The sequence below is a fragment of the Brachybacterium sillae genome (assembly GCF_025028335.1).
GTDB classification, from domain to species: domain Bacteria; phylum Actinomycetota; class Actinomycetes; order Actinomycetales; family Dermabacteraceae; genus Brachybacterium; species Brachybacterium sillae.
Genome location: NZ_JAFEUW010000001.1, coordinates 1,740,099 through 1,763,689, shown reverse-complemented (window position 1 = coordinate 1,763,689; position 23,591 = coordinate 1,740,099). Strand labels below are relative to the sequence as shown.

The following is a 23,591-nucleotide window of genomic DNA, read 5'->3' as shown; positions in this document are numbered from 1 at the left end:
CCGGACAGGCCGGCCGCGCCGATGACCCCGGCCGTCCCGACGCCACCGGCCGATCGCAGCTGCGCACGCCTCGTCGTCGCGTCGACCCGCTGCACTATCTGTTCCTCGCCCCCGCGGTGCTGCTGCTGACCGTGGCGATCACGATCCCGGCCCTGCTGGGCTTCGGGTACAGCCTCACCAACTCCATCGGCTTCGGAGACTGGGAGTTCATCGGGCTGCGCAACTACGTCGCCCTGTTCGGCGACGAGAACGTGCGCCGCTCCTACGGCTTCACCCTATTGGTGGCTCTGGTGACGACGCTGGTGGTGAACCTCGTCGCATTCGCGCTGGCCCTCGGGCTGACCTCGCGGATCCGCTTCGTGGCGGCACTGCGGACCATCTACGTGATCCCGATGGTGATCTCCGGAATCGTCATCGCCTTCGTGTTCCAGTACCTATTCGCCCAGACCCTCCCTGCTCTCGGCACCTCCCTCGGTTCGTCGTGGCTGTCGACGTCGATCCTGGCCAGTGAGCGATGGGCATGGGTGGCAGTGGTGCTTGTGACGGCGTGGCAGTCGATCCCCTCCACCATGCTGATCTACATCGCCGGACTGGTCACCATCCCCGACGAGGTGTACGAGGCGAGTTCCCTGGACGGCGCCACCGGGTGGCAGACTCTGCGGCGCATCACGTTGCCGCTGGTCTCGGGATTCGTCGTGATCAACATGATCCTGTGCTTCAAGAACTATCTCAACGCCTACGACATCATCGTCGGCCTGACCGACGGCGGGCCGGGTATCGCCACCCGCTCCGTCGCCATGGCGATCTTCGAAGGCTTCGAGGGCGGTGATTACGCGTACCAGATGGCCAACGCGATGATCTTCTTCCTGCTGTCGATCGCCATCGCCGCCCTGCAGTTGCTGGCCACGCGCGGAAGGACCCAGTACGGATCATGAGCACCGTCGCCACCACCGATCCCGGCCTGCGTCACGTCGACCGCGACCCGCGTGCCACCCGCGCCGACAGCCCCTCGCGACGCGGACGCGTAGGACGAGAACGCGCGAACTGGCCGCTGACGATCCTGCTGGCCCTCGGGTCACTCACCGTGCTGGTCCCGCTGTTCGTCACGGTGAACATGTCCCTGAAGACCACGTCGCAGGCCGTCGACGGCAACGCCTTCAGCCTTCCCGCCCCACCGACCCTGCAGAGTTTCGCGGAGGCCTGGACCCTCACCGACTTTCCCCGGGCGTTCCTGGTGTCCCTGGGCATCACCGCAGTGGCCGTGGCCGGTGAGATCCTCATTTCCTCTGCTGCGGCGTATGCGATCGTGCGCAACTGGGACCGTCCGCTGTTCCGGGGTGCGTTCTTCTATCTGCTGGCGGCCCTGTTCATCCCGTTCCCCGTGGTGGCGCTGCCGCAGATCCGGATCACCGGGGTGCTGGGGCTCGACAACCCGGTGGGTGTGACGCTGCTGCACATCGCCTTCGCCATGGCCTTCAACACGATGCTCTTCACGGCGTTCCTGCGCTCGCTGCCGCTGGAGCTGGAAGAGTCCATGCGCGTGGATGGTGCCAACACTTGGACCGTCTTCTGGCGGCTCATCCTGCCGCTGCTGGGGCCGATGTGCGCAACGGTCGGTATCTTCGCGTTCATCCAGACCTGGAACGACTTCATGATGCCGTCGTTGATCATCTCCGACCCGTCACTGCAGACCATCCCGGTGCTGCAGTCGATGTTCCAGACCCAGTTCTCCAACAACTACAACGTGGCCTTCGCCAGCTACCTGATGGCGATGGCCCCGGCGATCCTGGCGTACCTGGTGGCGCAGCGGTGGGTGCTGTCCGGGCTCACGCAAGGTGCGATCAAGTGAGCGCGTGAGGCGGTGGGGCGGGGCCGAGCGCGCTCCCACACGCCGCCTCGGACCGGCCCGCCGCACCCCGCCCCTCGCCGCCGCCCACCCCACGCCGGACCCCGCCCCTTGCCGCACCCCGCGTCCCACGCGCGCAAACCGCGCATCACCGGCTCGGCGACCGCGCAACGATGCCCCCACCCCGCCCCCACTTGCCCCGCCCCACCGGCCACGGAAGGATCGGACACCTATGACGACTCCCGCCGACCGCCCCACCGCTGACCACCCCGGCGCCCCCGCGCACGGCGCCCCCGCGCACGGAGACGCCGCGCACGGAGACTCCACGAACACCGCCGCCCCTGCCGGCGCCGGCACGGACGCGACCGCGCCCACCCCCGACGCCACCCCCGGCCTCACCCCGGACCCCACGTGGTGGCGCCAGGCCGTGGTGTACCAGGTGTATCCGCGCTCCTTCGCCGACGGGAACGGGGACGGCATCGGCGACGTCGCCGGTGTCCTCGACCGCGTCCCGTATCTGCAGCGGCTCGGGGTCGACGCCGTGTGGCTCTCGCCGTTCTACCCCTCGGCCCTCGCCGACGGCGGGTATGACGTGGCGGACTACCGCGATGTGGACCCGCGCATCGGCACCCTGGAGGAATTCGATGCGATGCTCGCGGCGCTGCACGCGGCCGGCATCCGCGTGATCGTCGACATCGTCCCGAACCACACCTCCGACCAGCATGAATGGTTCCAGGAGGCACTCGCGTCGGAGAAGGGGTCGGCGGCGCGCCGGCGGTACATCTTCCGCGACGGGCGGGGGCAGAACGGCGAGGAGCCGCCGTCGGACTGGACCAGTTATTTCGGCGGGTCGGCGTGGGAGCCGGTCGGCGACGGCCAGTGGTACCTGCACCTGTTCGCGAAGGAGCAACCGGACCTGGACTGGTCGAACCGCGAGGTGCGCGATGACTTCCTGACCACCCTGCGGTTCTGGGCCGACCGCGGCGTCGACGGTTTCCGCGTGGACGTGCCGCACCTGGTCGCCAAGGACATCCCGCAGGACACCGCACAGCTGCGCGCCACGGCGGAGCTGGAGGCGATCCCGCGGGTCTCCGGTGAGCACCCGTATGAGCAGCGTCCCGAGGTGCATGAGATCTACGCCGAGTGGCGCCAACTCATGGATTCCTACGACCCGCCGCGGATCGCCGTCGCCGAGGCGTGGGTGGACACCGCGGCACAGCGGGCGCGGTTCGCGAGCCCGACGTCGCTGGGGCAGGCCTTCAACTTCGACCTGCTGGTGGCGGATTTCGACGCCGCGCAGTTCCACCGGATCATCCGCGAGAACCTGGCCGAGGCGCAGGCCGCCGGCTCCAGCTCCACCTGGGTGTTCTCCAACCACGACGTGGTGCGGCACGCGACACGGTTCGGTCTGCCGCCGCTCGACGGCAGCGGGGAGAAGCAGGGCGTGCGCTGGATCCTCGAGGGCGGGCCCGACAGCGGAGTGGATCGCGAGCTGGGTCTGCGCCGGGCACGGGCGGCGACACTGCTGATGCTGGCGCTGCCCGGGTCGGCGTACCTGTACCAGGGGAGGAACTGGGCCTGCAGGAGGTCGCGGACATCCCCGACGAGGCGCGTCAGGATCCGACGTTCTTCCGCTCCCCGGGGGTCGACAAGGGCCGCGACGGCTGCCGGGTGCCGATCCCGTGGACACGCGCGGCCGACGCCAACTTCGGGTTCTCGCGGCCGGTCGAGAAGCCCGCCGACCTGGCCACCCCCGCGGAGGCCGAGCACCCGGCCCCGGCGCATCTGCCGCAGCCGGAATGGTTCGGCCCGCTGTCCGTCGAGGCCGAGGACGGGGTCGAGGGCTCCACCCTGGAGCTGTACCGGGCGGCGCTGCATCTGCGTCGCGACCTGCAGGCCGACGAGGAGCTCACCTGGGACGAGACCCTGACGACGGGGGACGTGCTGCCGTTCCGCCGACCGGGCGGCTGGCTGAGCATCACGAACTTCGGCGACGCGGCCGTCGACCTGCCCGACGGCAAGGTGCTGCTGGCCAGCGGCCCACTCGAGGGTGCGTCCAGCGGTCCCCTCGAGGGTGCGTCCAGCGGGCCGGGCGGGGATGTGTCGCATCCGGGGGCCGACCCAGGCCGTCTGCCCGGCGCCACGACCGTGTGGATGCGAGTCTGAGCGGGTGAGTCCTCACCTGTCTGCGCGCCTGGTCGCCGCCACCGGCCTGGCACTGTTCGCCATGTTCTTCGGCGCCGGGAACCTGATCATCCCGACGATGATCGGGGTGGAGGCCGGGCCCGCGGCCTCCCGCGCGATGCTCGGCTTCGCCCTCACCGGGGTGCTGCTGCCCGCGCTGTCCACAATTGCCGCGACGACGGTGCGCCCCGAGGAGCGGCGCCTCGCCGACCGCATCGGCCCACGGTTGGGGCTGCTGGTGACAGCGGCGATCTTCCTGGGCTGCGGCATGATCTACGGGATCCCGCGCGTGGGGGCGGTCAGTTACGAGATGTCGCTGGCGCCGGCGCTCGGCGGTGGGGGCGACGGTGTGCTGGCCGCCGATGCGGGCGGCGCCGGGGGTATCGCGGCGCGGGTGGCGTATTCGGCGGTGTTCTTCGGTCTGGCGTATGTGCTGACGCGTCGGCCGTCGCGGATCCTCACCGTGCTGGGCGGCTGGCTGACGCCGCTGCTGCTGGCGTTGCTCGCGGCACTGGTGGTGTCGGTGCTGCAGGTGGCACCGGTGCATCCCCAGCCATCCGCCACGTACGCGCGGTCGCCTGAGCTGGCGGGCTTCGTGCAGGGCTATTTCACGATGGATGCCCTGGCGGCGTTGCTGTTCGCGGGCGTGGTGATCGGGTCGTTCACCGCGGCGGGGCTGGATCGTCAGGCGGTGCGACGCGGCACGGTCATCTCGGCGGTGATCGCGGCGGCGCTGCTGGTCGCGGTGTACGCGGGGCTGGTGCGCGTGGGCATGGTGGGGGCCGGATCGAACGGTGCGGAGGTGCTGGCCGGTGTGGCGCAGGAGCGCTTCGGCACGGCCGGTCAGCTGCTGTTCGGCGCGATCGTGGTGCTGGCGTGTCTGACGACGACGATCGGCCTCTCGTCGGCGAGCGCGCAGTTCTTCCATGAGCTGTGGCCGCGCCTGAGCGAGCACGCGTGGCTGACGCTGACACTGGGGGTGTCGTTCCTGCTGTCGAACCTGGGCCTCGAGGCGATCCTCGCGGTGGTGGCCCCGATCAATCAGCTGCTGTACCCGATCGTGATCTGCCTGATCCTGGTGGCGTTGCTGGAGGTGCTGCTGCGCGGGGTGCGCGCAGGGCACGGGGCCGGGCGGCTGCACTGGGCCTACCGTCTGCCCGCGTGGGTGGCGGGCCTGCTGTCGGTGCCGGAGGCACTGTGGTCCACCCAGGCGGCGGTGTTCGCACCGCTGCGGCAGCTGCTCGATGCGTTCCCGCTCGGCGAGCTGCAACTGGCGTGGGTGGTTCCGGCGCTGGTCGCGCTCGCGGTCGGCCTGCTGGTGGACCTGACGGGACGGCGGCCGACGGCCGCTGCGTGAGATCGGGGGTCGGGACCCCCGCCCCTGGGATCTCCCGGGCCTCCCGGGTAGCGTGCCCGCATGAAGAAGATCATCAACTCGCCCGACACCGTCGTCGCGGACGCCCTGCGGGGCATCGAACGCGCTCACCGCGACCTTCTGACCGTCGACCACGACAACCGCGTGATCCTGCGCGCCACCCCGAAGGACCAGGGCAAGGTCGCCATCGTCTCCGGCGGCGGCTCCGGCCATGAGCCCCTCCACGGCGGGTTCGTCGGCCACGGCATGCTCGACGCCGCCGTGGCCGGTGAGGTCTTCACCTCCCCTGTGCCCGATCAGATCCAGGCCGCGACGCAGGCCGTCGATCGCGGCGCCGGGGTGCTGCACATCGTCAAGAACTACACCGGTGATGTCATGAACTTCGAGATGGCGGCCGAGCTCGCCGCCGCCGAGTCCGGCATCGAGGTGCAGGCCGTCGTCACCGACGACGACGTCGCCGTCGAGGACTCCCTGTACACCGCGGGGCGCCGCGGCGTGGGCGGCACCGTGCTGGTGGAGAAGATCGCCGGCGCCGCCGCGGAGGAGGGCCTGGGCCTGGCCGAGGTCGCGGAGATCGCCACCCGGGTCAACGCCAACGTCCGCTCCATGGGCGTGGCCCTCACCTCCGTCGTCGTCCCGGCCAACGGCAAACCGTCCTTCGAGCTCGGGGACGACGAGATCGAGATCGGTATCGGCATCCACGGCGAGCCCGGCCGGCGCCGCGAGAGGATCGCCCCCGCCTCCGAGATCGCCCGGGCGATGGTCGAACCGATCCTGGCCGAGCTGCCCTCCGGCGACGGTGACGCCCCGGTGCTGCTGTTCGTCAACGGCATGGGCGGCACCCCGCTGCTGGAGCAGTACATCCTGCTCGACGAGGCGGAGAAGCTGCTCGACGCCGCCGGGATCCGGGTCGCCCGCCACCTGGTCGGCGACTACATCACCAGCCTCGAGATGGCCGGGGCCTCGCTGTCCATCCTCCGGCTCGACGACGACATGCTGCGCCTGTGGGATGCCCCCGTGCACACCACGGCGCTGCGGTGGGGGCGATGAGCATGAACGCGAACCCCCTCTCGACCCTCGACGCCGCCGCCCTGGAGCGATGGCTGCGCCGGAGCGCCCAGCTCATCACCGAGCACGCCGCCGAGCTGACGGCGCTGGACGGTGAGATCGGCGACGCCGACCACGGCCAGAACATGAAACGCGGCCTGCAGGCCGTCGTGGAGCTGCTCGATGCCGACGGGCCCGCCGCGGGCGGATCCCTCAGCACCCCCGAGGCCCTGCTGAAGAAGGTCGGCATGACGCTGGTCTCGACCGTCGGTGGTGCCTCCGGCCCCCTGTACGGCACGTTCTTCCTGCGGGCCGCCGGAGCGCTGAAGGACGCCGACACGGCGGACGCCGCCCCCCTCGCCGCCGCGTTGCGCGCCGGGATGGAGGGCATCGCCCAGCGTGGCAAGTCCTCCCCGGGGGAGAAGACGATGCTCGACGCCTGGGCCCCGGCTCTGGAGGCCATGGAGCAGGCCGAGAACTCCCTCGCGGCAGCCGTGCGCGCCGGGGCCGACGCCGCCGCGGCGGGCCGTGACGCCACCGCCGACATGGTCGCCACCAAGGGCCGCGCCTCCTACCTGGGAGAACGCTCCCGCGGACACATCGACCCCGGCGCCGCCTCCACCGCCCTGCTGTGGCAGGCCCTCGCCGAGACCGTCGAGGCGGGCGCGACGGGCGGTGATGCCGCATGACCGGCATCGTCGTGGTGTCCCACTCCCATGCCCTCGCCACCGCCGCGGTTGACCTCGCCCGCGAGATGGTCCGCGACCACGCCCCGCGCATCGAGATCGCCGCGGGTCTGTCCGAGACGACGCTCGGCACCGACGCCACCGCCATCCAGGAGGCGATCGAGCAGGCGATGGACGACCAGGGCGTGGTGGTCCTCATGGATCTGGGCTCCGCGATCATGAGCACCGAGATGGCGATCGAGATGCTCGACCCGGACCTTGCCGAGCGGGTGCATCCGACGTGGGCCCCGCTGGTGGAGGGCCTGGTCGGCGCGGTGGTCCTCGCGTCCACCGGAGCCGATCCGGCCGCCGTGATCGCCGAGGCCGAGACCGGCGTGGACGCCAAGCGCACGCACCTGGCGACCGTCCGGGGCTGACCCGCGGGGCGCGCCACTGCGGCATCGCTGGCCCGCAATGCGGACACCCGTTGTCCGCCACTCGCCAGGTCGGCCACCCCGACCCCGTCCAGGGTGAAGGGGACGGGCCGTCGCGGCTCCCCCGCGGCTCCCAGACCGCGGGCCTACCCTGCGCCCATGAGCACCGACCGCAGCCCATTCACCTGGAAGATCGCCGCTGACGTCGCCACGGCCCCGGTGGTCGCGACGGGCCTGGTCGGCGGGTACGTCACAGCGCGCGAGACCGGCGTCCGACCGCTCGGCGGCGTGGTGCTGGCCGCCGCCGGCGCCTGGGCGGCGCGCAGCTGGCTGGCACGCCGCGGACCCGCCACGACCGCAGCCCTCACGGCCGGGTACCTGGCCGCGTTCGGGCTGTCGCACCCGCTGGCGAAGAAGATCGGCGCCTGGCCCTCGGTCTCCGTCGTCACCGCCGCGGCGGCCGGTGCCGCGCACCTGGTCGCCGACCGACCACGCGTCTGACAGGACCGACCATCTCCGCGGTGGACCGGGTCAACGCTCCCCACGGTCGACCGGGCCGACGCCCTCGCGTCTGACCCGCCGCGGGTCCCTTCGCCGTCCTCCCCCGGCGGACCCCCTCCCACGCCCGCGGCCGCCTGGATAGGCTGGATGACCGTCGTCCCGCCCACCCGTTCCGCATCGCCCAGCACGCGCCCTCCCCCGACACCGCCACCCGGTGCCACCCCGCCCGGTCGCGCCCGTGCCGCCGCCCGATGCCCTGCACGAAGGCACAGCTCCCGTGTTCGCGACCATGTCCCGTCTGTGGCAGACCGTCCGACCGATCCGCGTCCGCCTGTTCCTCGGCCTGCTCACCGCCCTGACCGCGTCGATCGTGGCGCTGCTGATCCCGCAGGTCCTCGAGGTCGTCGTCAACCGCCTCGACGTCGGTGCCGCCGCCACCGTGGTGTGGACGGGGGCCGCGATCGTCCTCGGTCTCGGCCTGGTCGAGGCCAGCCTGATCTGGCTGCGCCGCGTGTTCGCCGTCGCGCCCTCCACCCTCGTCGAGAAGGGCATCCGCGTCGCCTTCTACCACAAGGTGCAGCGCATGCCCGTCGCCTTCCACGACGCCTGGGGCTCCGGCCAGCTGCTCTCGCGCATGATGGGCGACATCAACCTCATCCGCCGCTGGATCGCCTTCGGCATGATCATGGCGGTCACCAGCGGCGTCACCATCGTCGTCGGCATGCTGCTGCTGATCCGCTCCAGCGCCCTGCTGGCCGGGGTGTTCTTCCTGGCCGCGATCCCGGTGGCGATCATCGCCTTCCGGTTCAACCGCACCTATTCGATCCTCTCGCGCCGCTCGCAGGACCAGAACGGTGACCTCGCCACCTCCGTGGAACAGTCCGTGCAGGGCATCCGGGTGCTGAAGGCCTTCGGTCGCGGCCCGCAGGCCCTCGACGCATTCACCCGCCAGGCCGAGACGCTGCGCCGCACCGAGGTGTCGAAGGCCTCCGCCATGGCCCGCTTCGACATGGCCATGTTCATGCTGCCGGAGCTCGCCCTCGGCATCGCCCTGTTCCTCGGCCTGCATCTCGTCGCCGACGGCCGCCTGACCGTCGGCCAGCTCGCCGGGTACTTCGCCACCGCGACCATGGTGATCGGGCCGGTGCGGATGCTCGGCATGCTGTTCGGCCAGGCGGTGAACACCACCACCGCGCTCGACCGGCACTACGAGGTGATGGACACCGCCGACACCATCGTCGATCCCGCCGACCCGGCGCCGGTCGACGCACACGGTGCCCGCGGGCTGGTGCGGTTCGAGCACGTCCGCTTCCGCTACCCCGACGCCCCCGAGCGCATCGACGATCTCCTGGCGGGCGTCGACCTCGAGATCCGGCCCGGCGAGACGATGGCCCTGGTCGGCGTCACAGGGTCGGGGAAGTCGACGATGCTGCAGCTGGTGCCGCGGCTGTACGACGTCACCGGGGGCCGCCTCACCATCGACGGCGTCGACGTGCGGGACATGACCCTCACCGACCTGCGCACCCTCACCGCCGTCGCCTTCGAGGACGCCACCCTGTTCTCCGACTCGGTGCGGGAGAACGTGCTGCTGGGCGCCGACCCGTCGCTCACCCCGGAGCAGGCGGAGACCCTGCTGCGGCAGGCCCTGGAGACCGCCGACGCCACTTTCGTCGACACCCTGCCCGATGGTGTCGACACCCGCATCGGTGAGGAGGGTCTGTCGCTGTCCGGCGGGCAGCGGCAGCGCCTCGCCCTGGCCCGGGCGATCGCCGCCCGGCCCGCGGTGCTGCTGCTCGATGACCCGCTGTCGGCGCTCGACACGAAGACGGAGGAGCGCGTGACCGAACGGCTGCGGGCGGTGCTGGAGGGAACCACCACCCTGATCGTCGCGCACCGCACCAGCACCGTCGCCCTGGCCGACCGGGTGGCGCTGCTGGACGACGGCCGGATCGTCGCCGTCGGTACCCACCAGGAGCTGCTGGCGAGTTCCGCGCGCTACCGCTTCGTGATCGCCGCGCAGGAGCAGGAGGCCCGGGAGGCCCGCACCATCGAGACCCTCACCGGGGAGATGGATCTGCGCGGGGTCGCCGGTGAGGAGGCCCGCCGATGAGCACGCCCCGTACCAACGCCCCGACCAGCTCCCCGACAGCACCCGGCACGACAACACCCGGCACGGCGGCGCCCGGTACTCAGCCCGCGCCCCGGAACGGGCGCCCGGCCGACGACGAGGGCCGCACCCTCAGCGTCGAGGAGAACCGCGCCTCCCGTCGCCGCTCCCTGCGGCTGCTCGGCGAGCTGATCGCCCCGGTGAAGGGCCAGTTCGTGCTCATGGGCCTGATGGTGGTCGTGGCGCAGCTGGCAGTGGTGGCGGGCCCGGCGATCATCGCCTGGGGCATCGACGAGGCCCTTCCCGCCCTGATCGCCGGTGACGGCCGACCCGCGCTGCTCGCCGCCGCCCTGCACATCACCGCGGCGGTCGTCGGCGGGTTGCTGACCTTCGGCTACGTGCGCCAGTCAGTGGTGGTCGGTCAGCGGATGCTGCTGACGCTTCGCCGCCGCGTGTTCCAGGCGATGCAGCAGCAGGACCTGGAGTTCCATGAGCGGTACACCTCGGGCCGGATCGTCTCGCGTCAGACCAGTGACATGGAGACGCTGCGGGAGCTGCTCGACTCGGGTGTGAACGTGATGGTCGGCGCCTCCCTGTCGATGGTGTTCACGATCGTGCTGATCGTCGGCATGGACGTCCCGACCGGCCTGGTGATGCTGGGGATGCTGGTGCCGTGCGTGCTGCTGACGATCTGGTTCCAGCGCCGGTCACGGGAGGCGTACCGCGCGAACCGCACGCATTCGGCGCGACTGATCGTGCATTTCGTGGAGGCGCTCGGCGGGATCCGGGCGGTCAAGGCGTTCCGGCGGGAGCGTGACAACGACGCGGAGTTCGACCGTCTGGCGGGGCAGTACCGCGACTCGTCGATGGCGGCGATCCGTGTGTTCGGCGTGTACCAGCCGGCGCTGCGCGTGCTGGCGAACGCGACGATCGCCCTGGTGCTGCTGGTCGGCGGGTTCCGCGTGGTGGCCGGGGACCTGCAGGTCGGGGTGCTGGTGGCGCTGGTGCTGTATGCGCGACGGTTCTTCCAGCCGGTCGATGAGATCGCGAACTTCTACAACACGTTCCAGTCGGCCGTGGCGGCGCTGGAGAAGATCGCGACGCTGCTGGCGGAGCAGCCGCGGGTGGTGGAGCCGGAGCGGCCGACGCCGCTGCCGCGGGCGCGCGGGGAGATCGCGTTCCATGACGCGTCGTTCCGCTACCGGCCCGACACCCCGATCGTGCTTCAGCCCCTGGATCTGCACATCCCCGCCGGTCAGACGGTCGCACTGGTGGGCCGCACGGGAGCGGGGAAGTCGACGATCGCGAAGCTCGTGGCGCGGTTCTACGACGTCAGCGACGGCCGTGTCACCCTCGACGGGGTGGATCTGCGGGAGCTGTCGACGCAGGACCTCACGCGCGCGGTGGTGATGGTGACGCAGGAGGCGTACCTGTTCAGCGGCACGGTGGCCGACAACATCGCGCTGGGTCGCCCCGGGGCCAGCCGCGAGGAGATCGAGGCCGCCGCGGATGCGATCGGCGCCGGCGAGTTCATCCGGGCCCTGCCCGACGGCTTCGACACCGATGTGCACCGCCGTGGCGTCCGCGTCAGCGCAGGTCAGCGGCAGTTGATCTCCTTCGCGCGGGCATTCCTGGCCGATCCGCGGGTGCTGATCCTCGATGAGGCCACCAGCTCCCTCGACATCCCCTCGGAGCGGGCCGTGCAGGAGGGCCTGACGAGTCTGCTGGGGCAGCGGACGGCGCTGATCATCGCGCACCGCCTGTCGACCGTGATGATCGCCGACCGGGTGCTGGTGGTCGACGATGGCCGGGTGGTCGAGGACGGTTCCCCGCAGGAGCTGGTCGCCGCCGGAGGCCGTTTCGCCGCGCTGTATCAGGCGTGGCAGGACTCCCTGTGACGCCAGGGACGGCGCACGGGGCGCCCTGACGCAGCGAACGAGGGGCGGGGTGCTCCCGGGTGTGGGCGACCCCGACTCCGCCCCAGAAACCCGGACACCCGGTGTCCGCCACTCGTGAGGCCCCTGACCGGGCTCCTGATCGCCCAGTCGACCCGGCGCGCCTGGCGGCAGAAGCGGCTGGCGGCAGACGCGGCTGGCGTCGACAGCGATCGGCACCCCGCCGTCGACGCCCGATCGCCAGAACGCCGACGTCAGCACCGCGGTCAGCACCCCGATCAGCACCCCGGTCAGCGCCCCGTCGTCAGCTCCAGCCGCGGCACCCCGGGCACCTCGAAGCCGAGCACCTGCCCGTAGAACGACAGGCTCGCCTCGGTGGCGGCGTGGATCGTCTCAGCGCGACGGAACCCGTGCTGTTCGCCGGCATACAGCACGTACGCATGCGGGATGCCCTTCGCGGCGAGCGCGTCACGGAACACCTCGGACTGCGCGGGCGGAACCACCCGATCCTCATCGCCCTGCAGCAGCAGCACCGGGGCCGACAGCCCCTCCACCTGATGCAGCGGCGCCCGCTCCTCGTACAGCGCGGCCGCTTCGGGCCACGGCCCCACCAGGCCCTCCAGGTACCGGGACTCGAAGTCGTGGGTGTCGCGCCGCAGCCCCTCGAGATCCGCCACCCCGTAACGGGAGATGCCGGCGGCGAAGGTGTCGGTGCGGGTGAGACACGCGAGCGTCGTCCACCCACCGGCCGAGCCACCCTCGATCGCGAGCCGCCGACCGTCGGCGATGCCCTCGGCCACCAGGTGCTCCATCACCGCGACGGTGTCGGCCACATCCACCACACCCCACTGCCCCGTGAGCCGCTCCCGGTAGGCGCGGCCGTACCCGGTGGAGCCGCCGTAGTTCACGTCCACCACCCCGATCCCGCGCGACGTGTACAGCGCGGCGGCGAGATTCAGCGCCAGAGGCGCCTGCGACGTCGGCCCGCCGTGCACGAACGCGACGAAGGGCGGCAGCTCCCCGGCGGGCCCTTCCACGCCCTGCAGCCGCGGGCGGTGCAGCACGGCGTGGATGACCCGCCCGTCGGCGGTGGTGACCTGCAGCTCCTCGACGACCGGCAGGGCCGCGGGATCGGGCGTGTCCGTGCGGGACGATCGCACCACACGCTCATCGCGCCAGTGGGCCCCCTGCGCGTCCGTCACGAGGCGGCCGCGCAACAGCGCCGGGAACCGGGTCGGGGAGGCCCCGAGGATGGCGAGCGCGCGCCCTCCACTCCCCGCCGCGCCGCCGGGCCCGACCGGGCCGACGGACCCGACCGGGCCGCCGTGACTCCCGCTCCCGCGGGGCCCCACGGCGACCGCCGACAGGCTGGTGAGCGGCTGGTCCAGGTCGGCGATCCGGGCGGTGCGCAGGTCCAGCACACCGAGCCGCTGCTGCGCCCGACCGTGCTGCACCAGCACCCGGTCCGTGTCCAGCACGTGCATCCAGGTGGTGCCGATGGACCACAGCGGCCCGGCGAACTCCTCGTCCTGCTGCAGCACGGGCCGCAGACCCATGCCGTCCATCCACAGCCAGGGGTTCCACCAGCCGCTCTCGTCCGACACCAGGATCAGCCGGTCCTCATCCACCCATTCCGGCTGCAGCACCGACACCGACTCGCCCCCGGCGATCACCTGGCCCGCGACCGCGACAGGCCCGTCCCCGTCGGGGTCCTCCATCGGGGCGACGTGCAGCTCGGTCCCATCCCACGGCATCCGCGGATGCTCCCAGGTGATCCACGCGAGCAGGCGGCCGTCCGGGCTCAGGCGCGCGGCGGCCGTGAACCGGGCCGACGGGGTGATCTGTCGCAACCGAGCGGGATCCTGCGCTGCGGACCCGTCGAGGGGGATCGCCACCAGGTATCGCTCGATGTGCGGGTCGACGACCGGGGCAGGCCCGACCCCGGCCCCGGCAGCGGGGGTGGGGTCGGCGGGCGCGGGGCGCGTGTGGTCCTCGCACACCGCCCACAGCTCCCGCCGACCGTCCGGCAACTCCACCACCTGCGGTTCCACGATGGCCCTCACCCTGGCGACAACACGGACGCCACCGCCAGGAGTGTGTTGTTCGGGGTGCTGCAGCACGTCGGCGCCGAGCTCTCTGCGCATGAGACGATCACCGCCGAGCAGGACGCCTGGGCCTCGATCGCGCAGCTCGCCGCCGAGTACGAGACCCTGGCCGCCGCCGCACAGCACGATCGCTGGGCCGCACTCATCCGCTCCTGTGGGCTCAGCGACGAGGACGCAGACGACGCGATCGCCTCACCCGCATTCGGAGCGCTGACCGCAGAGCTACGGCGGGCCGAGGCGAACCAGCACGACGTCGCGAGCCTGCTGCCGCGCCTCGTGCGAGCGCGCGGGTTCGGGGACGCCGACGACATTGCCGCGGTCCTGCACTACCGTGTCGCCAAGGTGACCGCGCGGCCATCAGGGTCGGGCCGCGCGCGGAAGGGACCACGCTTGATCGCCGGCCTCATCCCCGAAGCCGCCGGCACCGTGCCGTCCGAGATGCGGCAGGCGCTGACCGAGCGACGCGACCTCATCGAGACCCGGGCCGATGCCCTCCTCGACACCGCGCTCACGGAGAAGCACGAGTGGATCGCGAAGCTCGGCGTCCAGCCGAAGCAGGCGCGAGCGGCCCAGGCATGGCGGTACGCTGCTCGCACCATCGCCGCCTACCGCGACCGCTACGGCATCACTGGGCCTGCACCCCTCGGAGCGCCTGCCGAGGCCGAGTCGCAGAAGCTCGACGCCGCCCGCGCCCGAGCCGCGCTCGACCGGGCGCAGAACCTCGCCCGGGCCGAGCAGTCAGAGCAGGAACACGCCCGGCGCACCGGGCCGCAGCGCGTCAGGCCGTCGCTGTAGCGGTTCGGCTACTCGGTCCGATCCGGTGGTTGGATCATCCGTACGTTCGAAACGCCGCCCTGGTTCACGCAGTCCTGAGCGAGGTCGTGAACACGCCAGTGGAAGTCAAGGTCGGCAGCCGTAGCGTTCACGGTGCTCTCGACAGGTATGTAGCGGTGCAACGGTGTGGAGACATCACCGTAAGAGTGACCGAAGTTGTCCACGGTCCGGATCGTTAGGGGCTCTGAACCGGTCCACTCGATCCCGACGCGCACGTCGTACTCGTCGTTGCCCGTCGCGTCGGCGGTCACCCGGATGAGAGCCATCAGGTCTGCGACGCCGCACTCCACCGCGTCCGACTGGACCTGCGATCCCTCGAAGTACCCGTCGCTACTCATGCGGTGGCCGCCGATTGCGGCTGCGAGCGTGACCGATCCGTCGTGGTGGAGACTCGCCCATGCTTCCTTCCACAGTGATCGGTCGCCTGTTGCGGTGTTGACGGCGACCCAGCGGCGCAACCCCGGTCGTGGGTTATGCCGGTCGACGTTCTCCAGCGGGTGCACACCGCCACGCCCGGCATAGCGCCGGCCCAGACCTTCGGCCTTGGTCAGTACTTCGCGCGCGCCGTCGCGCGTCAAGCGGTTGTGGAGCCGTGGGACGCGCGGGTGGGCGACAGTGATCAGCCAGGCGCGGTCGCTCGTGCTACGCCCGCCCGCGGTCTCGGCATACAGGTTGTCGAGCGCTTCGCTGGCGTGGCGGCGTTCATCGAAGCGTGCTCGGTACATCGCCTCGATCTGGCGTTCCTTCATCCATACGGTGTCGGAGTCGTTGCGCACCGGAGCGCCGAAGTAGTCGTTGCGGTAGATCAGGTGTGGCCCGTCCACACTGGCCGGGACTTCCACGACGACAGCTCGGGCACCCTCGGTTCCGAGACGGTGCACGTTGAGGTCGAAGACGGGCGGGGAGATAGCGGTGATCGCTGCGGAGCGCAGGGATCGCTCGTACGCTTCATCGAACTCTCCGACGTCGACTCGCTCTGTCGCGGCCTTCTGCGACTCGCGTACTCCGAATACGATGACGCCGCCGCCGCTGTTCGCCATCGCTGCGACGTCCTTGGGGAAGTCTGTTTGCGGTAGTCCCTTCGCCGGCGGCAGCTCTGACTTCCAGTCCAGGTCGGTCGTCTCCATGACTCCGCTGCTCACCGCGGCGTCCAGCAGTTCGTCCGTCAGCGGTCCAGGAGCGACCCCGAGGGCGCGATGCAGAGCGGTGAAAGTCATGACCCCCAGCGTAGGGATCACCTGCGACAACTGGCAGTGACGCCGACCGAAGGACCTGCTCACCCATGTGCAGAAGCGGGCGTCGCTTCAGGGTGAGATCGACTGGGTCGTGTCGGTGGATTCCTCGATCGCGCGTGTCCATCAGCATGGCGCGACCCTGTCCCGGGTCACAGGGGGATCCATCGAACGACAAGAAGTCCGGGCCAGAGCCTCCTGACCACGCGATCGGCCGGTCACGGGGTGGTTTGACGACGAAGATCCATCTCGTCTGCGACGGGAAGGCCCGGGCGCTGGCGTTCGTCCTCACTGGCGGGCAGGTCGCAGACACGAGCATGTTCACCGACGTACTCGACGAGATCCACGTCCCCGGCCGAGGGCCCGCGCGCACGAGGCCGGACCGGGTGCTCGCGGACAAGGGCTACCCGTCGAAGAAGAACCGGGCCTGGCTGCGCGAGCGCGGCGTCAAGGCCACGATCCCCGAACGGGGCGACCAGATCGCTCACCGTCGCAAGCGTCCGGGCCGTCCGATCGACTTCGGCGATGAGCAGCGGGAGCGTTACAAGGGCCGCAACGTCGTCGAGCGGTGCTTCAACGTCGTGAAGCAGTGGCGAGGACTCGCTTCCCGCTACGACAAGACCGCCCGGTCATACGCGGCAGGGCTCTTCCTCTCCGCCGCCTTGCAATGGATTTAGCAACACGGCCTAGGCCTGCTCCTGCCCCGATGGCGCGTCGGCCCAGTCCCCCGCCGGTGCCTCCGCGGGCGGTTCCTCGGCGAGGTCCTGCGGGCTGGTGCGCGGGTCCACCGGGGTGCCCGACATGTACGCCGACCGGGCCAGCACGTTGGAGGCCACCGACGCCACCGCGATCAGCGCGACGATGCTCAGCAGCGTGTTCAACAGCCGCACCGGGTCGAAACCGTCGACCCGCACGAACTCCACGAACACCCCGGCCACCAGCATCGGCAGGCCGAGGCCTGTGGCCGGGGAGAACACGTTGATGCGGGAGAGCGCATCGCCCACCCGGAACATCGCCACGGCGGAGACCAGCACCCACACGGCTCCGCCGATCATGAGCACGGCGGCGAGGACCGCAAGGATCGGATCAAGCACGTTCATCGCTCCCCTTACCTCTGGCCCCGGGTCAGCATGCGCGCCAGCGCGACGGTGGCGAGGACACCCAGCATCGACGCGAGCAGCACGGCGTCAGCACTGGAGACGGAGTTCCGCTGCAGGCCGACGATCGCCAGGATCCCGATGGCGGAGAAGAACGTCAGGTCGCCGACGACGGCGCGGCTGGCGTCATCCCGCAGGGTGGCGACCCGCACCAGGCCCAGCAGGATCGACAGCCCCAGGATGCCGATCACGATCCAGTGCACCACGATCATCGCTGGCCCTCCCGGGGGGTGTCGGTGCGGGTCTCGGACGGGGTCTGCGTGCGGGGGTCAGCGAGTGTCTCGCGGCGGGTGCTGCCGGCCGTGGTGCGGCCCCGCCCGGGGCGACGTCGGGGGCGTCGGGGCTCGGCGGCCGCCTGGCGGATCCGCGGGGCGACGTCCGCGCCACCGCGGCCGCGGGTGGCGCGCAGCAGACGGTCCTCCATGACGCGCAGGTCCGCGATCGCCTCCTCCCGCGACCCGGCCTGCAGCACGTGCACGAACAAGGTGGGCGGGCTGGTGGCGGTGCCGTGGGCGGTGCCGACCACGAGCGTGCCGGGGGTGATGGTGATCGACGAGGCGAAGGCGATGATCTCGAAATCCGTGCGGCAGCGCAGCGGAAGTTCCAGGATCGCCGGATGCGTGTCACCCCGCCCGCCGATCGCGACCTTGGCGATGCCGACGGAACCGCTGACGATCTCACCGAACAGCCAGGTCAGGAAGCTGAGGGTGTATCCGGGGTGGATCATCGGCCCAGCACCGCCTTCCGGTAGCTCTCGACATCGGCGAGGTCGGCGGTGGCGGCGTCGATCCACGGCAGGATCTGTCCGATCAGCAGGAACATCGCCAGGGAGGTCAGCAGCAGGAGCAGGCCGGGCAGCAGCATCGGGGCGGGGATCGCCCACGCCCGCTGCTCATCGGTCGCCCGATCCGCCTCCGTCTGCCCGGTGGTCGCCCCGAGGGCGATGCTGCCGTCCTCCGCGGGCGTCTCGTCGAGCATGCCCGGTGGTTCCTCACCCCAGGCCACCTGCGACCACAGCCGCTGCAGACCCAGCAGGGACACGACGGAGGCCAGGACGATCGCCGCCAGCACCAGGCCCGCCAGCACGGGTTGTTCCCCCGTGGCGTCGGCCGCAGCGATCATCAACCCCACCTTGCCCCACAGGCCGGAGGTCGGCGGCAGACCCGCCAGGGAGAACAGGCCCAGGGCCAGCATGCCCATCGTCCACGGCTCGCGGCGTGCGAGCCCACCCAGGCGCGCCAGCGAGCCGGTGCCCCAGCCGTACTCGATGGCCCCGGCCACGAGGATCAGAGCGCCCATGGTGACGATGTGGTGGACCATGTACAGCAGACCGGCGGCCACCGCGGCCTCGGTGGCGAGCACCGCGCCCAGCAGGATGTGCCCGACCCCGGCGACCATCTGGTGGGCGAGGATCGTGCGCAGATCCCGCGCCACGGCGGTGGCGAACGCCCCCACCAGCATGGTGGCGATCACCAGCACCACGAACAGTTCCTTCAGCGGCATGCCGGTGCCCTCCCCGGTCACCGCCATCACCCGGTACACCGCGTACAGCGCCACCTTCGTGTGCAGCGCGGAGAACAGGGCCATCACCCCGGCGGACGTCGCCGGGTAGGCCCGTGGCAGCCAGGAGTGCACCGGGAACAGGCCGCCCTTGACCAGCAGCGCCAGCAGCACCAGGGTCAGCGCGCCCGCGGTGCGGGGGTCCTCGGCGGCGGCGCCCGCCAGCACCGCCAGGTTCACCGACCCGGCGGTGGCGTAGACCATGCCGACGCCGAACACCAGCACGGCGGAGGTCATGAGGTTCACCAGCACGAACACACGGCCCAGACCCAGGCGCCGCCAGGTGCCCGTGAGGGCCAGCAGCGCGTAGGAGGGCATGAGCATGACCTCCACCCACACGAACAGGTTGAACAGGTCGCCGGTGAGCAGGGCACCGTTCACACCGGTGGTGAGCATCAGCACCAGCGGGGCGGTGAAGCGCCGTCGATCCTCCCCGGTGAGGGCCAGGAACGCGCAGGCGGCGAAGGTCGCCAGCGCCGTGACCAGCAGCATCACCCCGGTGAGGGTGTCCGCGACGAAGGGGATGCCGACGAAGCCCTCGTATCCGCCGACCACGTTCGACAGCGCCCCGGTGGTGACGGTGGTGCGCAGCAGCAGCACGGAACCGAGGATCTGCACCAGCGGCAGCGCGAGCATCAGGGTGCGGTGGAGGGGACGGGCACGGACCGCGACCAGCAGGCCGGCGCTCAGCAGCGGCACCGCGACCCACAGCGTCAGGAGCTGAGCGGGCATCAGGCGTCCTCTCCTCGCGGGCGGGTGGCGGTGGTGTCCGGGTCGGGATCCGGCCCCAGGGCACCGGGGTCGACGACGGGGATGGCGCCGGTGCGCGGGTCCTCGGTGCGGCCGTCCCGGCGCGGCACCGCGCGACGCGCCCGGTCCGGGTCGTCGTCATGCAGGGCGGCGGCGTCATCCCGCGGATCACCGGTGGCGGGGTGGACGAACATGTCGTCGCTGCGGCCGATCACCGCCAGGGCCAGCATGAAGATCGTCGCGGCCAGGGAGATCACGATCGCGGTGAGCACGAACGCCTGCGGCAGCGGGTCGGCCATGTGGGCAGCCGCGCGCCCCGTCTCGTCGTACGGTTCGACGATCGCCTCACCGCGCCACGCCGGCACGCCGATGATCAGCAGGCCGAGGTTCACGCCGTGGCTGATGAGGGTGAGGCCGAAGACCGCGCGCACCATGGAGCGCTGCAGCAGCAGGTACATGCCGCCGCCCACCAGCACGGCGACCGTCAGGGACAGGATCATCATCGGCGGTCCTCCCCTCGCTCCTTCGGCGGGGTGCCGGAGGCCAGATGGGCGGTACCCAGGCCCACCCGCCGCGGGCGCAGCAGACGGAACGGCTCCACGTGCAGCGGCTCCCCGGGACGCTCCCCGTGGGTGCCGGGCAGGGGCCCCGGCAGCTCGCCCTCGATGGTCTCGTCGGCGCGCTCGCGGGCGCCCTCCCCGCCGGTCTCATCACCGGTGGTGGCGGAGGTGCCCAGCAGGTTCACGGCGATCATGAACAGGCCCAGCACCGCCATGTAGACACCGACGTCGAAGATCATCGAGGTGGTGAGGTGCTGCCCGGCCAGGTAGCCGTGGATCGGCTCCAGGAAGCTGCCCTCGACGAAGCCGAGCAGGCCGGTGCCGACGCCGACGAGCACACCCACGCCGATCAGCACCACCGGCAGCCGCGGCGGGCCGACCTGGCGGTCGTCGGCGCTGGAGAGGAACGCCAGCGCCACCAGGGCGGAGCCGACGAGGGCCGCGACGAAGCCACCGCCGGAGTCGTTGTGGCCGCGCAGGAACAGGCCCAGGGAGATCAGCAGCAGGATCGGGGTGAGCACCTGCAGCAGCAGTTTCGCAGCGGCGGTGTTCGACCAGGCGCTGGTGATCGCGGTGTGCGCCGTCGACCCGCGCGGCCGCAGCGCCGGGGCGGGGATGTCCTCGCGGGTGTCCGGCGGGTCCATGTCGCGGTGCCGGATGGTGGTGATCACCGCGACGATCGCGACGCCCGCGAACCCGAGCACCGACAGCTCGCCGAGGGTGTCGAAGGCACGGAACTCCACCAGGATCACGTTGACGACGTTGGTGGAGCCGGAGATGTCGTAGGTGTTGTCGATGAAGTACTCGGCGATGCCGGAGCGGCCGCGCCGCGCGGCGAACAGGAACGTCGCCGCGCCGAAAGCGAGGCCGGTGGCCGCGGCGATCAGACCGGTGGCGACCTGGCGACGCACGGGGATCGGCGGGAACGCATCCGGCAGCTTCTGCAGCACCAGCATCACCACGATGATCGACAGCGACTCCACCAACAGCTGGGTGAGCACCACATCCGCGCCACCGAGGGCGATGATCTGCACCGTCACGAGGATGCCGACGGCGCTCATGGCGACCACTGCCGCCAGGCGGCTCGCGCTGCGCACCATGATCACCACGGCGGGCAGGGTGGCGAGCAGCACCAGCAGGTCGATGCCCTGGTTCACCCCGTCGACGACGGGCGGCAGGTCGCCGCGCAGCAGCACCGCGGCGGCGCCGACCACCGTCACCATCGCCAGGGCGATGGTGGCGAGGTGCCGGGAGGGGCTGTCGTAATCGAAGGGGTCATCCACCAGGTGGCCGAGGCGGGCGACCATCCGTTCGATCCCGCCGATCACGTCGGCCCCGGAGACGGGGAACGGCCGGGCCTCCCAGGCGGGGAACAGGCGCCGCCGCCCCAGGGCGATGGCGGTGCCCAGCGCGATCACCGCGGCGGTGAGACCGAGCTCCGGGGTGAGGCCGTGCCACAGCGCCAGATGCACGTGGCTCTCCCCCGCCGGCAGGGCCATGGCGGCCTCGACGGCGCGAGCCACCGGCGCATCCAGCAGGCCGACGACCAGGGCCAGCGGCACGCTCACCAGGATCGGCAGCGCGGCCGCCCCCAGGAACAGCGCACCGGGCCGGTGCGCATGGTGGGCGTCGAGCAGGGCGCCGGTGCTGTCGTGGTGGGGGGTCTCGGGATCCGCCGTGGCCGGCGCCGCGACCGGCTCGTCCAGGGCCGGGTCGCGACCGTCGACGAACACGCCCAGCACGATCTTCGCGCAGTAGGCGAAGGTCAGCACGGAGGCGGCGGCGATGCCCAGGGCCACCACCCAACCCCACACGCCCTCACCGCCCAGCGACAGGGCACCGGTGAGCAGCGACTCCTTGGAGACGAAGCCGAGCATCGGGGGGATCCCGGCCATCGACGCGGCACCCAGCACCGTCACGGCGAAGCTCACCGGCATCACGCGGCCGAGGGCCGGCATGCGCCGCAGCTCGCGGGTGCCGACGGCGTGGTCGATCACCCCCACCATCATGAACAGGCCGGACTTGAACAGCGCGTGGGCGATGGTGTGCAGCACCGCGGCGGTGAGCGCGAGCTCCGTGCCCACGCCGATGAGGGTGACGATCAGGCCCAGCTGCGAGACCGTCGAATACGCCATGAGCTTCTTCAAGTCGGGCTGCTGCAGCGCGAGCACACCGCCGACCATCGCCGTGACCAGACCCGCCGCGATCAGCACCACCGACCAGGCGGGCACCAGCGCGCCGAGCGGGCTAAACCGCAGCAGCAGGAAGATGCCGGCCTTCACCACCGCGGCGGCATGCAAGTAGGCCGAGACCGGGGTGATGGCGGCCATCGCGTCGGGCAGCCACACGTGGAACGGGAACTGCGCGGACTTCGTCATCGCCGCGAGCGCCACCAGCAGCGCCACCGTCGTGGCCAGACGCGGGTCGCTGCTCCACACCGGGTGGGCGAGGGCCTCGCTGAGGGAGGTGGTGCCGGTGCGCACGATGATCAGCGCGAGCGCCGACAGCAGCGACACCCCGCCGACGAAGGTGATGAACAGGGTGCGCATCGAAGCGCCGTGCCCGGCCCCACCGGAGCGGGCCACCAGCAGGAACGAGGCGATGGACGTCAGCTCCCAGGCGATGAACAGGACCACCAGGTCGTCGGCGAGCACCAGCGCCACCATCGACAGGGTGAAACCCGCCATGAGCAGCGGGAAGCTGAGGTCGCGCCCCGGCGGCAGGTACCGGGCGGCATAGGCCAGCACCACGGCGCCGATCAGCAGGGCGATCAGGGTGAACACGACGCCGAGCCCGTCGGCTCGCAGCGCCAGGTTCACGTCCCAGGCGGGTGCCCACGGCATCGACCAGGTGGGGGCACGGGCCCCGCCCCCGCCGGCGTGCTCGGCGGGCAGCACCGCCTGCACAGCGGGCAGGAACGCGACGGCCGCCGCCAGGTCGAGGGCGGCGAGGACCAGGTTGGCATTGCGGCCCAGCAGACGCACCAGCAGCGGGGTGAGCAGGACTGCGAGGGCCAGGATGCCGAGGGTGAGGGGCAGGGCGATCATGCGCGGGGCTCGACTCTGCGAGTGGAGGGGGCCGACGTGGGGGCCATCGGCGGTCCGGGCATTCGGGCTCCTTCGCTCGGGGCGTCACGCGCGTGGTCTCGGCAGCCGAGGCTGCGTTGCCGACCAGACTTCCCGGCGCACCGCGGGCGACGATACCAGGGCCCACCCCCAGCGCCCAGAGAGTCCGCGGGGCGAGAAGGGGGTGGGGGTGACGACGGGGCGGGCCCCGCCGAGCACGTGGCTCGGAGGGACCCGCCCCGTCGGGCGTCAGCGGCGCCTCGGTCCCGTGGCG

At 71.6% G+C, this 23,591-nt stretch carries 18 protein-coding genes and 2 pseudogenes; 12 read left to right on the top strand and 8 right to left on the bottom strand.

Annotation, left to right across the window (positions count from 1 at the left end; all coding sequences use genetic code 11):
* Positions 1-59: 59 nt before the first annotated feature.
* The 10 genes and pseudogenes from JSY14_RS08115 (at position 60) to JSY14_RS08070 (ending at position 12,057) form a co-directional block, all read left to right on the top strand.
* Positions 60-935 carry a carbohydrate ABC transporter permease gene (locus JSY14_RS08115; RefSeq protein ID WP_259559633.1) on the top strand — a complete coding sequence of 292 codons (876 nt, stop codon included), beginning with the start codon at positions 60-62 and terminating at the stop codon, positions 933-935.
* Positions 932-1,849, top strand: a complete 918-nt coding sequence (locus JSY14_RS08110; protein ID WP_259558251.1) for a carbohydrate ABC transporter permease — start codon at positions 932-934, stop codon at positions 1,847-1,849. Before JSY14_RS08115 ends, JSY14_RS08110 begins: the two co-directional genes overlap by 4 nt.
* A gap of 424 nt (positions 1,850-2,273) precedes the next feature.
* Positions 2,274-4,012, top strand: a pseudogene (locus tag JSY14_RS08105) (glycoside hydrolase family 13 protein).
* 4 nt (positions 4,013-4,016) lie between these two features.
* Positions 4,017-5,387, top strand: coding sequence for a branched-chain amino acid transport system II carrier protein (gene brnQ, locus JSY14_RS08100; RefSeq protein ID WP_259558250.1), 1,371 nt, complete (start codon positions 4,017-4,019; stop codon positions 5,385-5,387).
* Between the two features lie 60 nt (positions 5,388-5,447).
* On the top strand, positions 5,448-6,455 hold the full coding sequence (gene dhaK, locus JSY14_RS08095) for a dihydroxyacetone kinase subunit DhaK (RefSeq protein WP_259558249.1): 1,008 nt from the start codon (positions 5,448-5,450) through the stop codon (positions 6,453-6,455).
* A 2-nt stretch (positions 6,456-6,457) separates the two neighbouring features.
* Positions 6,458-7,141 (top strand): dihydroxyacetone kinase subunit DhaL, encoded by a 684-nt coding sequence (gene dhaL / locus JSY14_RS08090; RefSeq protein WP_259558247.1) that lies wholly within the window; start codon positions 6,458-6,460, stop codon positions 7,139-7,141.
* Positions 7,138-7,554, top strand: a complete 417-nt coding sequence (gene dhaM / locus JSY14_RS08085) for a dihydroxyacetone kinase phosphoryl donor subunit DhaM (protein ID WP_259558246.1) — start codon at positions 7,138-7,140, stop codon at positions 7,552-7,554. The genes dhaL and dhaM overlap by 4 nt, the downstream gene beginning before the upstream one ends.
* A 156-nt stretch (positions 7,555-7,710) precedes the next feature.
* The gene (locus JSY14_RS08080) at positions 7,711-8,052 is read left to right on the top strand and encodes a hypothetical protein (protein WP_259558245.1); all 342 of its coding nucleotides are present in this window, start codon (positions 7,711-7,713) and stop codon (positions 8,050-8,052) included.
* Positions 8,053-8,341: 289 nt separating this feature from the next.
* The gene (locus JSY14_RS08075) at positions 8,342-10,162 is read left to right on the top strand and encodes an ABC transporter ATP-binding protein (protein ID WP_432803656.1); all 1,821 of its coding nucleotides are present in this window, start codon (positions 8,342-8,344) and stop codon (positions 10,160-10,162) included.
* Entirely contained in the window at positions 10,159-12,057 is a 1,899-nt protein-coding gene (locus tag JSY14_RS08070) for an ABC transporter ATP-binding protein (RefSeq protein WP_259558243.1), read from the top strand. Before JSY14_RS08075 ends, JSY14_RS08070 begins: the two co-directional genes overlap by 4 nt.
* A 287-nt stretch (positions 12,058-12,344) precedes the next feature.
* On the opposite strand, the gene JSY14_RS08065 is transcribed toward JSY14_RS08070, so the two are convergent.
* Positions 12,345-14,117 (bottom strand): S9 family peptidase, encoded by a 1,773-nt coding sequence (locus JSY14_RS08065; RefSeq protein ID WP_259558242.1) that lies wholly within the window; start codon positions 14,115-14,117, stop codon positions 12,345-12,347.
* Between the two features lie 45 nt (positions 14,118-14,162).
* Between JSY14_RS08065 and JSY14_RS08060 the strand changes: the two genes are divergently transcribed.
* Complete coding sequence (locus JSY14_RS08060; protein ID WP_432803627.1) at positions 14,163-14,954, top strand: hypothetical protein; 792 nt, start codon at positions 14,163-14,165, stop codon at positions 14,952-14,954.
* Between the two features lie 8 nt (positions 14,955-14,962).
* Here the strand turns inward: JSY14_RS08060 and JSY14_RS08055 are convergent, their stop codons facing one another.
* Entirely contained in the window at positions 14,963-16,210 is a 1,248-nt protein-coding gene (locus tag JSY14_RS08055) for an AlbA family DNA-binding domain-containing protein (protein WP_259558241.1), read from the bottom strand.
* Between the two features lie 65 nt (positions 16,211-16,275).
* Here JSY14_RS08055 and JSY14_RS08050 point away from each other — a divergent pair, with 65 nt between their 5' ends.
* On the top strand, positions 16,276-16,902 hold the full coding sequence (locus JSY14_RS08050; RefSeq protein ID WP_349773601.1) for an IS5 family transposase: 627 nt from the start codon (positions 16,276-16,278) through the stop codon (positions 16,900-16,902).
* A 9-nt stretch (positions 16,903-16,911) separates the two neighbouring features.
* Here JSY14_RS08050 and JSY14_RS08045 read toward each other — a convergent pair whose 3' ends face one another.
* From JSY14_RS08045 to JSY14_RS08020, 6 genes and pseudogenes are all read right to left on the bottom strand, one after another.
* The gene (locus tag JSY14_RS08045) at positions 16,912-17,325 is read right to left on the bottom strand and encodes a cation:proton antiporter (protein ID WP_259558239.1); all 414 of its coding nucleotides are present in this window, start codon (positions 17,323-17,325) and stop codon (positions 16,912-16,914) included.
* A gap of 8 nt (positions 17,326-17,333) precedes the next feature.
* The gene (locus tag JSY14_RS08040) at positions 17,334-17,594 is read right to left on the bottom strand and encodes a monovalent cation/H+ antiporter complex subunit F (protein ID WP_259558238.1); all 261 of its coding nucleotides are present in this window, start codon (positions 17,592-17,594) and stop codon (positions 17,334-17,336) included.
* Entirely contained in the window at positions 17,591-18,109 is a 519-nt protein-coding gene (locus JSY14_RS08035; RefSeq protein WP_259558237.1) for a Na+/H+ antiporter subunit E, read from the bottom strand. The genes JSY14_RS08040 and JSY14_RS08035 overlap by 4 nt, the downstream gene beginning before the upstream one ends.
* Positions 18,106-19,674: a proton-conducting transporter transmembrane domain-containing protein gene (locus tag JSY14_RS08030; RefSeq protein ID WP_259558235.1), complete on the bottom strand. Its 1,569-nt coding sequence runs from the start codon at positions 19,672-19,674 to the stop codon at positions 18,106-18,108. Before JSY14_RS08030 ends, JSY14_RS08035 begins: the two co-directional genes overlap by 4 nt.
* A gap of 176 nt (positions 19,675-19,850) precedes the next feature.
* Positions 19,851-20,192, bottom strand: a pseudogene (locus JSY14_RS08025) (sodium:proton antiporter); the annotation flags it as partial.
* Positions 20,192-23,299: a DUF4040 family protein gene (locus JSY14_RS08020; protein WP_259558233.1), complete on the bottom strand. Its 3,108-nt coding sequence runs from the start codon at positions 23,297-23,299 to the stop codon at positions 20,192-20,194. The pseudogene JSY14_RS08025 and the gene JSY14_RS08020, both read right to left, overlap by 1 nt.
* Positions 23,300-23,591: the final 292 nt, after the last annotated feature.